Here is a 13145-nt window from a genome sequence, read left to right on the forward strand (position 1 = left end):
TTAAGCAAAGAATGAGAACACTTTTAGATTTTGAAAAACCAATTGCCGAGCTTGAATCTAAGCTTGAGGATATGAAACGCCTTGCTAATGAAAACAACGTTGATGTTAGCGGAGCCGTTCGTACGCTCAATGATAATATTGAGCAATTGAAAAAAGAAACCTTCGCCAATCTTACTCGTTGGCAAAGAGTTCAGCTTTCTCGTCACCCAGACCGCCCATATACGCTGGACTATATCGAACGCATTTGCCAAGAATTCCACGAATTACATGGCGACCGTACTGTACGTGATGACCCTTCTATGGTTGGAGGCTTTGCAACGATTGAAGGGCAGACTGTAATGGTTATTGGTCAGCAAAAAGGAAGAAAAACCAAAGAGCGTCAGCACCGAAACTTCGGTATGCCAAATCCTGAAGGTTACAGGAAAGCACTTCGCTTGATGAAATTAGCCGAAAAATTCAATAAACCAATCGTAACGCTAATTGATACTCCAGGGGCATTCCCAGGTTTAGAAGCCGAAGAACGTGGTCAAGCTGAAGCAATTGCTCGAAACTTGAAAGAAATGATGCTTTTGACAGTTCCAGTTATTTGCATTATTATCGGTGAAGGTGCTTCGGGAGGAGCTTTAGGAATTGCGATTGGTGATAAAGTTTTAATGCTTGAAAACTCATGGTATTCAGTAATTTCACCAGAAAACTGCTCTACAATTCTTTGGAGAAGTTGGGATTATAAAGAACAAGCAGCAGAAGCCTTGAAACTCACCTCGACTGATATGCTCCAAAACAAATTAATCGACGGAGTGATTGAAGAACCGCTTGGTGGAGCTCATCTTGATTGGGACGATATGTCGAATCGTTTGAAAAAACGAATTTTGAACGAAATAGAAGAGTTATCGAAGAAAACACCTCAACAACGCATTGATGAAAGAATTGAGAAATTCTGTGCAATGGGAGAATTTGAGGAAGTTTAAACTTATTCTTCACTAACAAAAAACGCAATTCCGAAATATTCAGAATTGCGTTTTTTATGACTACTCGGTGATTTCGACAGCTTCGGCTGTCCGATTCCCACAATCACCGAATTTTATTAGTTCACCGAAACTAATTCGATTTCAAAAATCAAATCTTGACCAGCCAATGGATGATTTCCATCAAGAATAACTTTTGTGGCAGTTACTTCACGTACAATCACGGGCATTGATTGTTGACCATTGTGCATATTTAAAGTTCCACCAATTTCCAACGGAATATCCGCAGGAATATCCAAACGGTTGAACGTAAAAATCATTTCATCAGAGGCTGGGCCATAAGCCTCATCAACTGGAATATGGACTGTTTTTTTCTCGCCAATAGCCATACCAGTTACGCCCGAATCAAATCCTGCGATAACCATACCACTACCTACTTGAAACTCTAAAGGCTCACGGCCTTCTGAACTGTCGAACACCGTACCATCGGTTAGCGTTCCTTTATAATGTACCGCTACATTATCGCCTGATTTTACCATTTTTTAAAATAAATATGAGATATAAATTATGAATTATGAGATTGAAAGATTTGAGAAATAAGATAATCGTAAATATACTTCATATCTCATAACCGGACGGGCGGCCCCGTCATATCTTTTAGTATGCTCTCGCAAAAACTACTCTTTTACTTGAAGGTTTTCCTGAATACACACAAACGCCTTCTTCTTCAACTGCATCTAAAGGAATACAACGAATAGTAGCCTTTGTCAGTTCCTTGATTTTTTCTTCGGTCTCAGAAGTTCCGTCCCAGTGACAAAGCAAGAAACCACCTTTTTCTATTTGTTCTTCAAACGCTGCCCAAGTATCTACTTTAAACATATTTTCTTGACGGAAGTTCAAAGCTTTTTGATAAATAGCTGTTTGAATTTCATCCAATAAATCTTTTATGTAAGTTGCAATACCTTCGATTGGGCGAGTTTCTTTCGTTAAAGTATCACGACGTGCCAATTCGATTACGCCATTTTGCAAATCTCTCATACCAACTGCCATACGCAAAGGCACACCTTTTAATTCGTATTCAGCAAATTTCCAACCTGGGCGATAAGCATCATTATCATCAAATTTCACAGTAATACCCAATGATTTCAATTCTTTCACAATCGGCATAATTACCGCCTTGATTGCTTCTAAATCTTCATCACCTTTATAAATCGGCACAATTACAACATGAATCGGTGCTAATTTTGGCGGAAGTACCAAACCTAAATCATCAGAGTGAGCCATAATCAAAGCTCCCATCAATCGTGTACTTACTCCCCATGACGTACCCCAAACGTGTTCGAGTTTTCCTTCTTTATTCTGGAATTTTACATCAAATGCCTTGGCAAAGTTTTGGCCTAAGAAGTGCGAAGTACCAGCTTGCAAAGCCTTACCATCTTGCATCATAGCCTCGATACACAATGTTTCTTCTGCACCCGCAAAACGTTCGTTAGCAGTTTTGAAGCCTTTAATCACAGGAACCGACATCCATTCTTCAACAAAAGTAGCATATACATCCAACATTTGTTTGGTTTCGTCCATTGCTTCTTTTTCAGTTGCGTGAGCTGTGTGGCCTTCTTGCCATAAAAACTCAGCCGTACGCAAAAACATACGAGTACGCATTTCCCAACGCACAACATTTGCCCATTGATTTATCAAAATAGGTAAATCACGGTGCGATTGAATCCAATTTTTATAGGTATTCCAAATAATAGCCTCACTCGTTGGACGAACAACTAATTCTTCTTCCAATTTAGCTTCGGGGTCAACCATTAGTTTACCAGGATTATTTGGGTCGGATTTCAGACGATAGTGTGTTACTACCGCACATTCCTTGGCAAAACCTTCGGCGTTTTTCTCTTCGGCCTCAAATAAACTTTTCGGCACAAAAAGTGGGAAATATGCATTCGTATGACCTGTTTCTTTAAACATATCATCGAGAGCTCGTTGCATTTTTTCCCAAATCGAAAAACCGTAAGGCTTGATAACCATACATCCACGAACCGCCGAGTTTTCGGCTAAATCTGCACGTTTAACTAATTCGTTGTACCACTCCGAGTAGTTTTCACTACGTTTTGGAAGACCTTTACTCATATCTTTTTAAATGGAGAATGTAGAATTAAGAATGAAGTAAATGATTTTACAACCATTCAACACTTCATTTCGTATTTCCAATAAGTTATTTTAATAAAATTGAATTTTAGACAGACGTTTTTCGTTTTATTATTAGAAAAAGTCTATAATGACTCAGTTTAAGTCAAATTCTAATAAGATATTAATGCTCAAACTGATTGCAAAGATAGGTTTTTATATTAAGTTTGTAAAATAATGTTACTATTCAATAATTGATTGTCTAAATGACGATTGTTTGAAAAAGCTTGATTTTGGGAAATGAAAAAAATATTTTAAAGAACGTACAACCATTTCCTACCCTGTCGCATCATATACATAGAAATGTTTAAAGCCCACATTAAATTAATAGTAAAATGAACACTTTCAAATCAATAAAATATCTATCGGTAGCGGTGCTTTTGAGTGCATGGGGTTGTAGCTCAACCAAGCAACTCACTACCAAAGGCGAGTATGATGATACTTACGGTTCGTCGAAAGATGCTCCACAAGTAGTTTACACACCACGTCAAACGCCTGATTACGTTGAAAACCAACGTTATCAACCAGAAGAGCCACAACAATCTCAAGAAAATGCTACTGGCACTGACGAATATTATGACGAGAATTATTTGAACTCTCGCAAAGTTTATCGTAATAACAATGGTGATGCTGGATATGATTCTGGCTTTGCTAATGGTTATCAATCAGGTTGGAACGATTACGCTTGGAGTCAGCCAGTTGGCTGGACAAGTCCTTTTAACCGATTTGGCTACGGAAGTGGTTATTTGGGTGGCTATGGTAGCAGCTATTGGGGTTCTGGTTTTGGCCTAAGCCTCGGTTTTGGAAACTTCAACCGTTTCTATGACCCATTCTGGGGTGGCGGTGTCTACGGATTCAATTCTTTTTACAGCCCTTACAGTTCATGGTATAGCCCATTTGGTTATAATTCTTGGTATAGCCCTTACAGCTCATTTTATAGCCCATATAGCTATTACTCTTATGGCTATTACGACCGCTTTGGTGGTTTTGGCAATAATTACTATACAAATAATTACTATAATAATATTACATCAGGGGTATCAGGTGTGAGCAACAATCGTGTTGGTCGTACTTATGGCCCACGTGATGGCGGAAGTGGTTCAAGCACTTATAACCGTGGATTTACAAATGCAGCCGTAAATAATGGTTCAAACTCACCTGATGGTCGTCGTTCTGCCAATTATGGCTCACGTTCTACTAATGGAACAGAATACGCTCGTCCGTCAAGAAATGGAGAATGGAATGGTAGTGCTGCAAGTAATGACTACAACAGAGGAAATTCGAGAAGCTACGGTGGCAGCACCAGTGCAAACGATACTTACTATGCTCGTCCACGTAGAAATGGCGGTACAGATGGTGGTTCTTACTCAAATTCGGGAAGCTCAAATAGCAACTCAAATGGCGGTTACAACTATTCTCGCCCATCAACAAGCAGTCGCTCATCAGATAGCTGGTCGAATGGCAGCGGTAACTCTTCAAGAAGCTCAGGTTGGTCGAACTCAAACTCTAACTCGGGGTATTCAAGAGGTTCTTCTACACCTTCATCTTCAAGCTGGGGTAACAGTAGCGGCTCAAGCTCGTATGGCGGTAGCAGCAGTAGTAGTTCAAGCAGCAGCAGTCACTCAAGTGGTGGCGGCGGTGGTAGCAGCCGTGGGCCAAGATAATTTGTAAAGGTTTGTTCAGACTCTTTTAGAGATATATTTTAAGAATCATTCGAAAACCTCGCTGAATCATAGCGTTTGGCGAGGTTTTCTATTAAAATCCATCAAAGATTAGCAATTACCTTTTCTATGAAGTAATTATACTAAAGATTAAAAATCTGGTTTATTTTTCTTCAACTTTTCAGTACTAAAATGAAACTTACACGAATTTTTATGGCCTCTGCTTTGATTTTGGGAGGAATAAAAGCACAAGCTCAACTAACTTTGGGCGGGCATTTTTACGGAGAAGATGCTTTCAGATATTCGCAGTCGAAAATATCAGGCTCAGCTCGTATGCAAGGGATGGGTGGTAGTTATACATCACTCGGAGCAGATGCAAGCAATGCTTACTCAAACCCCGCAGGTTTAGGTTTCTATAATCGTTCAGAATTGAGCATCACTCCTATTTTCAATTCGATTAATACTTCGTCGCTGTATGCTGGTTCAACAAGCAAAGCCAATACTTCTAACGCTAACATTGGACAACTGGGGCTTATCATGAGCAGTGGAGGCACCAATGGCCGAAAAAAACGCTCGACATTTGCCGTTACTTACTCTAAACAAGTAAATTTGCTATCAAATTTTAGCTATGCAGGAACAAATAATAAAAGCTCAATGGGTAATTATTTTACCGAAAAAGCCAACTCTTTGAACGTTAGTGCCAAAACACTCGACGATGAATTTGAAGAAACAACTGCAACGGCTTATTATCCAGAAGGCATGTATTATTGGGCATATATGATTGACCCAGTTGCTGGCAACGATACAAAATATACTCAAGCTGAAACAAGTTTGCCTGTTACTCAAACAGGAAATAACTCAAGTACTGGTAATCAAAGTCAGTGGAATTTGGCTTATGGCTTGAATTTTAATGACAAAACCTATTTTGGTTTTACAGTTGGTTTTGTTAGACTTAACTACGAAAACCTCAATAATTATTCAGAGCAATTTCCGAAAGGTAAAGTGTTGAATGGCTTTGATTATAAAGAAGATTTGACTTCAAGCGGTGGTGGAATGCACTTAGGTATAGGTGGTATTATTAAGGTATCTGATAATATTAGTTTAGGTGCTAATATCACATCTCCTACTTGGATTACCGTCAATGAAGTTTTCAATTCAAGTATTGCCATAAAAACTTCTTTTTTCACGCCAAAGTATAATGAAGTAAGAACTCGTGAAAATGAGTTTTCTTATAAAATAACTTCGCCACTTAAAGCAAGTGGTGGTGCTACCTTCTTTTTACCTGGCAAGAAAGGTTTCATTGCTGCCGATGCCGAATATGTAGGTTATACGGGTATGAGTATCAAATATGCCAATTATGACAATAATGGCTACATTAGTGGCTATGAAAAAGCTGCAAAAGAAGAAAGTAGAATTAAGAACACTTATAAAGATGCTGTAAACTTGAAGATTGGAGGCGAATATCGTATCGAAAACATCAGATTGAGACTTGGTGCGAAATATATGCCAGACCCCTTCAAACAGAAAATTGATAATCTCGACCGCTCTCAGATGATTTTTACTGGTGGAGTTGGTTATCGTTCGGCTAAGTTTTTTGTTGATTTAGCAGGTGTTTTCAACACTTTTAAAACAGCTTATACGCCTTACGAACTATCAAATACTGCCAATTATGCTTCGGCTAATATCACTAATAGCCAAAAGAGCTTTGTGATTTCGGTAGGTACTTTCTTCTAAATCAAACATCTTCGAGTGTTTGAACCAAAAATGCTCTAATTGTTAATAACTTAGCTCTTAGGGCATTTTTGGTTTTATTTTCGTCGCTTTTTTTACTAATTTTTCTTTTTACACCTTTCAGCGTAAGACCACCTTTGTCGGCATTTAGGATAATATCTCGTAAGATATCAATATCTTTTTGTGTTATTTGGCGGTCTTGTCCATTTCTTTTAAACCTTAGATTAAATTTTTTTTCATAAAATCTAATTCTGGAAACGTTAACATCTAACATTTCGGCTACTTCGGAAGTGGAATAATAAAGTTTGGTCATCGTTTCTCAAAAAAGTGATACATCTTAAAGTTTCGATTGCCAAAACTAAACTTTTTTCCTCAAAAAACTATCATCATTCCTACCTAACCATCACTTGGCGTTTTTCTAAACTATCGGTAAGTTTAGTTAATTTGTCGTCTGGCTTATCTGTTTTATAAAACTCATTTCCTTTAATGAATACTTTCTGAAGCTTATTCAAAGCCAATAGCCCTTCTGGAATATCCATAATTTCGTTATGTGTAATATCAAACTCCTCTAAATCCTTCAATTGATAGACTTCCTCTGGAAAAACCTTGAAAAGATTATAACCAATATCTAACAATTTGAGATTCGGCAAAGTTGGTAAAGTATTCAGACGATTATGATGAGCATAGAGCGTTTGAAGGTTTGTTAATTTGGTAATTTCTTCTGGTAAATTCCAAAGCTGATTATTTGCAACCGCCAAGGTTTTGAGTTTTGATAATTCACAAACTTCTTTAGGCAAAAACTTCAATTCATTATGATAAAGGTCAAGTTCTTCTAAATTTTTAAGTTTTCCGATTGATTTTGGAAGTATCTCAGTTCTAACATTGTATAGATTTAAAGCTTTAAGATTTGACATTCGGCGAAAATCATTTTTTCTGAATTCAATCTTATTGTTTCCAACAAATAATACCTCTAATTTGCGATTCTTTTTTAATGATTTTGGCAGTTCTGCCATTCCAGTAAACTGTAAATTTAGGTCTTTCAAATGTTTGTTTTTATAGAACTTAAAAGTGCTATAATCAATATAATTTCCGCTTAGACTTAGCTGTTTTAGTTTTTTTAACTCCCAAATCTGTTTGGGAACTTGTTCTATGTAATTATCCGACAAATCTAATTTTTCTAAATTTTTAAATCTAAATACAACATCAGGAAACTTTTCAAGATTTAACTTATTCAAAACCAATGATTTAACAGTATCAGGTTGGTTACAACTTTCAGCCATTTCGATAGTAGAAATCATGTTTTTCCTATTTTTTCTTAGTTCTTTTCCTAAAGCCACACTCGTGTAAATAGAACATTTTTGGGTATTTTTTAGATTCGAAAAGTCAGCATTTTGAAAATAGTTTCCTATCAATTCTCTGAACTGTTTATCTTCGTTTGCATTCAAAGTATCAAAAAATACCTGCTTATTTACAACCATTCGGTTAAAGCCAAAAACTATATATTCAAGTTTACCTTGTTCTTTAAAAAGTAAATTAATGGGCATAGCATATTTTTTTTCAAATGCTGACAAATCAATTTGCTTCGAAATAGCAAATTTACGGAAGTCAAAATTGAGTTTTCGCAGTTCCAAGTCGTATTTCATTACACCATTATTTCGACCATCATCTGAGACCCTCGAAAGGTTTGGATATTCACTGTTTTGCAGCCGTGGCGGCATCACTTTTGCCTCAAATTCATCTGCTCTATATACTTTTGGTTGTGCAAAAGCCGAAACTGAGGCGTAGAAGAAAATAATCAATAGTTTTTTCATGTGTTTGATATGATTTAGTTGGAGATACACAAATATAACTAAAAAATTAGTTGATTATTGTATTTCATAATATTTTACTAAACAAAATTTCAATAACCGTATGCACGCAGCATATTTTCAGTATTTTTGTTAAATCTATAAGACCTAATTTAATATGACATTCCAAGATATTATTATCGAAAAACAAGAAGCTATCACTTGGCTTTATCTGAATCGACCGGCATCGCTCAATGCCCTTACTCCCAAAATGATTCGTGAACTCAAAACTGCTCTATTACAAATTGAGACTGATGCTACTTGCAAAGTTTTGATAGTAAAAGGCTCAGGAAGAGCATTTTCGGCAGGTGTTGATTTAAAAGCCATGAATGAGTCGTTGGTGGGTGGTCAGTTTACGGCCGATGATATTTTGCAAGATGGTAACGAAATTGCCAAAATCTTACGTCGAATGCCTCAGCCAGCCATTGCACTCGTACACGGTCATTGCTACACTGGTGCAACCGAACTAATGATGTTTTTCGATTTGATAATTGCTTCTGAAGATGCAAAAATTGGAGATACGCACGCCAAATGGGGAATTTTGCCAAAATGGGGAATGTCGCAGCGTTTACCACGATTAGTTGGAACACTTAAAGCCAAAGAAATGTCGTTTACCTGCAAGCCAATCACAGGAATAGAAGCCGAACGCATTGGTTTAGTAAACAGAGCCGTTTCGCTTGAAAACTTAGACCAAGCAGGTATTGAAATGGCCAATGATATTATCCAAAATTCAGCCCAAACCATAGCTGCTCTTAAACATTTGTACAACGAAGGAATGGACACGACTTTAGCCGAAGGTCTGCGTATTGAAAGTGAGTTTATCACTGACATCAATGACAGAACTGAGTTTTTGCGTGGCTTTGAGAAAAATAAATAATAGATTTTAGCATCAAAATCATGGCAAAAATTCCATTAAATAAAGCAGATAACTATTCGGCTGAAATCATTACAGCAAGGCAAAAGTTTTTGCAAGAACAAACAAATGTAGCTTTTCAACATATTACCAACTATTCGTTTGACCCCACAATTTTGCGAGGGAATCTCGAAAATTTCATTGGAGTGGCTCAAGTACCCGTTGGATTAGCGGGTCCAATAAAGGTCAATGGCGAATATGCACAAGGGGAGTTTTATATTCCGATGGCTACTACTGAAGGTTCATTAGTGGCCAGTTATAGTAGAGGTATGAAGCTACTGAGCCAAGCAGGTGGAGTAACTTGCACCGTACTCGATGATGCCATGCAAAGAGCCCCACTATTTGTATTTGAAAACGCAAGGCTCTCAAGGAAATTTGGGCAATGGGTGGATGATAATTTTGAAAATATCAAATTAAAAGCAGAAGAAACTACGCAATCAGGTAAACTTACCGATATTGAGCAATATACCGTTGGGAAATTACATTGGTTACGTTTCAATTTTACGACAGGCGATGCGGCTGGACAAAACATGGTCACGAAAGCTACGCACCGAGCCTGCCATTGGATGCTTGAACAAGGAATTGAAGGCTTAGAGCATTTTTCGATGGCTGCCAATATGGATACTGATAAAAAACATTCACACCTCAATACGCTTCAAAGTCGTGGTAAAAGGGTCGTTGCTGAAGCTACCATCACCAACGAATTATTGCAAGAAATCATGCACACATCGGCCGAGGCTCTGTTCAAACAAAGACAACTATCAAATGTTGGAGCTATTTTATCGAACTCGTCAAATAATGGAGCCCATTCGGCCAATGGTCTGACTGCCATGTTTATTGCTACTGGGCAAGATGTAGCTAATATAGCGGAATCCTCGGCAGCAATTACACATAGTGAAATTAAACCAAACGGTGACTATTATATTTCGATAACCATTCCTTCGCTCATTATTGCTACCTACGGTGGTGGTACTGCCCTACCCACTCAACAGGAATGTTTAGAAATATTGGGTTGTTTCGGTGCTGGTAAAGTATATAAATTGGCCGAAATAATGGCAGCAGTTGTATTAGCAGGAGAACTTTCGTTGGCTTCGGCTATTGTGGCCAACGAATGGGTCAGTAGCCATGAAGCACTGGGTAGAAATAGATGAAACCTTAAATCTAATAAATTGTAAAAGTTGTGTCGAAATTAGTTGTTAATAAATCAGGCAAAGCACCAGTTAATGGGATAGAAATATATTACGAAACATTCGGTGAAAGTCAAAATCCCGCAATATTACTCATCATGGGTCTTGATGCTCAATGTGTAATATATGGAGATAATGTAATCACGCCTTTAGTTGAAGCTGGTTTTTACGTAATCAGATTCGACAATCGTGACATTGGGCTATCGACTTGGTTGAATGATAAATGGCACAGAAGCAGGCCCTATAAACTGGAAGATATGGCAAAAGATAGTGTTGAGTTGCTTGATTATCTTCAAATTAAACACGCCAACATTATTGGCGTTTCGATGGGCGGTATGATTGCCCAACACATCGCCATTGAGTATCCCGAAAAAGTCATAAGTTTAACTTCAATTATGTCATCAGGATATGCTCTTAATCCTGCGGTTGTAAAAGATTTTAAACTTAAATTATTGGTCAGAAGTATTCCATTTTTAATCAAAAGAGTTTACATAAAAAATAAATATTCTAATCATAAAATTTCAGTGGGTAGCTATGTAGCCACCTATCGTTTTCTTAGAGGCAATCGTTTTCCATTCGATGAAGCTTATTTTAGAGAAGTTTTTACTGAGAGTATCGAACGCAGAAAAGGGCAAAATCCCCGTGCAAGGTATCAGCAATTTTGTGCGATTGTTGCTTCGGGTTCGAGACTCGAAAAATTGCACAGAATCCAAGCACCAACATTGGTGATACACGGAACAGCCGACCCGCTCGTAAACCCTAAACATGCTGAAATTTATGCTTCGTTAATTCCAAATTCACAACTTATAATGATTGAAGGCATGGGACATGAATTACCCAAAGGAGCATTAGAGGAAGTTTTACCAGCAATTATTGAACATTTACAAAAATCTATTCAAGCATGAAAAAAATTACGACTGGCCAAGAATACATCAATAGTCTTAGAAATAGAAAGTTAAAAGTATATCTTTTTGGTGAATCAGTCGAAGATATCGTTGAGCATCCGATGATTCGTCCATCAATTAATGCGGTGGCCGAAACGTATGATTTAGCTAACCAAGAACCTGAATTAGCTTCGGCAACTTCTCCTTTCACTGGTGAAAGAATAAACCGTTTTTTGCACATTACTCAAAGCAGAGAAGATGTAGTATTGCAAAACAAAATGCAACGCCGACTCGGCCAACTTACAGGTACTTGTTTTCAACGTTGCGTAGGAATGGATGCTTTCAACTCGCTTTATTCAACAAGTTTTGAAATTGATAAAAAATACGGGACTAAATACCATCAGAGATTCAAGGCATTTATCACACAAATGCAAAGTCAAAATTTGGTGATTGGTGGAGCAATGACTGATGTAAAAGGCGATAGAAGCCTTGCCCCTCATCAACAAACCGACCCCGATTTATTTGTTCATATAACCAAACGAACATCGGAAGGGGTTTATATTACAGGAGCAAAAGCCCACCAAACTGGGTGCCTAAATTCCCATTGGTTGCTCGTTATGCCAACTATTAGACTTACTGAAGATGACAAAGACTATGCTATTGTTGGTGCAATACCCGTTGATGCTGAGGGAATCACCTACATTTATGGTAGGCAGTCATGCGATACTCGAAGCATGGAAGGCGGAGATATTGATGTAGGAAATGCTCAGTATGGAGGTCAGGAAGCGATGGTTATTTTAGATAATGTATTTATTCCAAACGAGTTAATTTTTATGAACGGCGAATATGAGTTTGCTTCTATGCTTGTTGAGCGTTTTACCTGCTTTCATCGCCGAAGCTATGTTTGTAAAAGTGGCGTGGGTGATGTATTGATTGGTGCTGCTGCAACGATTGCTGAGTATAATGGGGCAGACAAAGCCAGCCATATCAAAGATAAACTAACCGAGATGACACACCTCAACGAAACCATCTACGCAACGGGCATTGCGGCATCTTATCAATCGAAGCCTACTGAATCAGGGGCATTTTTGCCCGATGAGATGCTGGCAAATGTTTGTAAGCACCAAGTTACGAAACTGCCTTATGAAATCAGTCGTTTGGCACAAGATTTAGCAGGTGGAATCGTGGTAACACTTCCTTCGGAAAGAGATTTCAAGAGCGAAACAGTTGGACATTTACTCGAAAAATACCTAAAAGGTAAATCAGAAATTCCTACTGAACACCGCATAAGGATTTTACGTTTGATTGAAAACATGACAATGGGACGTAATGCAGTGGGATATTTGACCGAATCAATGCACGGAGCGGGGAGTCCACAAGCCCAACGAATTCAGATTGCTCGGCAAATGCAACTCGATTTCAAAAAACAATTAGCCCAAGAATTAGCTGGTATAGAAAAACAACGTAAGAAAATCTTGGTAAACGAAATCAGTGATTACTTCGGGCGTGTTTTTGATGTGAATGTTTGAGGTATCACCAGCCGAAAGTTAAGCCAAAACTTCATATTTAGAACCCTGTCAATCTTTAATCTTATGATAGGGTTCTTTTTCTGCAAATTCACTTCAAAAAATCCAATTTTTAAGCTATTTTTGCACCCTAATTTTAGTGATTAGTTATTAGAAAATTAGTTATTGGTAGAAATCGTACATATCCAGTAACCAATTTACCAGTAACCAATTTACCAGTAACCAATTTACCAGTAACCAA

General features: G+C 37.8%; 11 protein-coding genes. 7 read left to right on the plus strand and 4 right to left on the minus strand.

Annotated elements, in window-relative coordinates:
• The first annotated feature begins 11 nt into the window (after positions 1-11).
• Positions 12-968, plus strand: a complete 957-nt coding sequence (locus IEX65_RS11615) for an acetyl-CoA carboxylase carboxyltransferase subunit alpha (RefSeq protein ID WP_188766231.1) — start codon at positions 12-14, stop codon at positions 966-968.
• A 116-nt stretch (positions 969-1084) separates the two neighbouring features.
• Here the strand turns inward: IEX65_RS11615 and IEX65_RS11620 are convergent, their stop codons facing one another.
• Together IEX65_RS11620 and proS are read right to left on the minus strand one after the other, a co-directional pair.
• Positions 1085-1504, minus strand: coding sequence for an FKBP-type peptidyl-prolyl cis-trans isomerase (locus IEX65_RS11620; protein WP_188766232.1), 420 nt, complete (start codon positions 1502-1504; stop codon positions 1085-1087).
• 118 nt (positions 1505-1622) lie between these two features.
• Positions 1623-3098 carry a proline--tRNA ligase gene (gene proS / locus IEX65_RS11625; protein WP_188766233.1) on the minus strand — a complete coding sequence of 492 codons (1476 nt, stop codon included), beginning with the start codon at positions 3096-3098 and terminating at the stop codon, positions 1623-1625.
• A 392-nt stretch (positions 3099-3490) separates the two neighbouring features.
• Between proS and IEX65_RS11630 the strand changes: the two genes are divergently transcribed.
• Both IEX65_RS11630 and IEX65_RS11635 read left to right on the plus strand, forming a co-directional pair.
• Positions 3491-4819, plus strand: coding sequence for a hypothetical protein (locus IEX65_RS11630; RefSeq protein WP_188766234.1), 1329 nt, complete (start codon positions 3491-3493; stop codon positions 4817-4819).
• 189 nt (positions 4820-5008) lie between these two features.
• Positions 5009-6550, plus strand: a complete 1542-nt coding sequence (locus IEX65_RS11635) for a PorV/PorQ family protein (RefSeq protein WP_188766235.1) — start codon at positions 5009-5011, stop codon at positions 6548-6550.
• 1 nt (position 6551) lies between these two features.
• Here the strand turns inward: IEX65_RS11635 and IEX65_RS11640 are convergent, their stop codons facing one another.
• Positions 6552-6860 carry a MerR family transcriptional regulator gene (locus IEX65_RS11640; RefSeq protein ID WP_188766236.1) on the minus strand — a complete coding sequence of 103 codons (309 nt, stop codon included), beginning with the start codon at positions 6858-6860 and terminating at the stop codon, positions 6552-6554.
• A 79-nt stretch (positions 6861-6939) separates the two neighbouring features.
• Entirely contained in the window at positions 6940-8358 is a 1419-nt protein-coding gene (locus IEX65_RS11645) for a leucine-rich repeat domain-containing protein (RefSeq protein WP_188766237.1), read from the minus strand.
• A 154-nt stretch (positions 8359-8512) separates the two neighbouring features.
• Between IEX65_RS11645 and IEX65_RS11650 the strand changes: the two genes are divergently transcribed.
• The 4 genes from IEX65_RS11650 to IEX65_RS11665 are packed head-to-tail and all read left to right on the plus strand — an operon-like array spanning position 8513 to position 12907.
• Positions 8513-9271, plus strand: coding sequence for an enoyl-CoA hydratase/isomerase family protein (locus IEX65_RS11650; RefSeq protein WP_188766238.1), 759 nt, complete (start codon positions 8513-8515; stop codon positions 9269-9271).
• A 20-nt stretch (positions 9272-9291) separates the two neighbouring features.
• Positions 9292-10458, plus strand: a complete 1167-nt coding sequence (locus IEX65_RS11655; RefSeq protein WP_188766239.1) for a hydroxymethylglutaryl-CoA reductase — start codon at positions 9292-9294, stop codon at positions 10456-10458.
• A 29-nt stretch (positions 10459-10487) separates the two neighbouring features.
• Positions 10488-11399, plus strand: a complete 912-nt coding sequence (locus IEX65_RS11660; RefSeq protein WP_188766240.1) for an alpha/beta fold hydrolase — start codon at positions 10488-10490, stop codon at positions 11397-11399.
• Positions 11396-12907 (plus strand): 4-hydroxyphenylacetate 3-hydroxylase family protein, encoded by a 1512-nt coding sequence (locus IEX65_RS11665; RefSeq protein ID WP_188766241.1) that lies wholly within the window; start codon positions 11396-11398, stop codon positions 12905-12907. Before IEX65_RS11660 ends, IEX65_RS11665 begins: the two co-directional genes overlap by 4 nt.
• The last annotated feature ends 238 nt before the right edge of the window (positions 12908-13145 follow it).

This window comes from Emticicia aquatilis, assembly GCF_014644295.1.
Taxonomy (GTDB): domain Bacteria; phylum Bacteroidota; class Bacteroidia; order Cytophagales; family Spirosomataceae; genus Emticicia; species Emticicia aquatilis.

Bases quoted from the DNA above. Each gene is read 5' to 3' on its own strand.
- IEX65_RS11615 (WP_188766231.1), top strand. From the start codon at position 12: ATGAGAACACTTTTAGATTTTGAAAAACCAATTGCCGAGCTTGAATCT.
- IEX65_RS11620 (WP_188766232.1), bottom strand. From the start codon at position 1,504: ATGGTAAAATCAGGCGATAATGTAGCGGTACATTATAAAGGAACGCTA.
- proS (WP_188766233.1), bottom strand. From the start codon at position 3,098: ATGAGTAAAGGTCTTCCAAAACGTAGTGAAAACTACTCGGAGTGGTAC.
- IEX65_RS11630 (WP_188766234.1), top strand. From the start codon at position 3,491: ATGAACACTTTCAAATCAATAAAATATCTATCGGTAGCGGTGCTTTTG.
- IEX65_RS11635 (WP_188766235.1), top strand. From the start codon at position 5,009: ATGAAACTTACACGAATTTTTATGGCCTCTGCTTTGATTTTGGGAGGA.
- IEX65_RS11640 (WP_188766236.1), bottom strand. From the start codon at position 6,860: ATGACCAAACTTTATTATTCCACTTCCGAAGTAGCCGAAATGTTAGAT.
- IEX65_RS11645 (WP_188766237.1), bottom strand. From the start codon at position 8,358: ATGAAAAAACTATTGATTATTTTCTTCTACGCCTCAGTTTCGGCTTTT.
- IEX65_RS11650 (WP_188766238.1), top strand. From the start codon at position 8,513: ATGACATTCCAAGATATTATTATCGAAAAACAAGAAGCTATCACTTGG.
- IEX65_RS11655 (WP_188766239.1), top strand. From the start codon at position 9,292: ATGGCAAAAATTCCATTAAATAAAGCAGATAACTATTCGGCTGAAATC.
- IEX65_RS11665 (WP_188766241.1), top strand. From the start codon at position 11,396: ATGAAAAAAATTACGACTGGCCAAGAATACATCAATAGTCTTAGAAAT.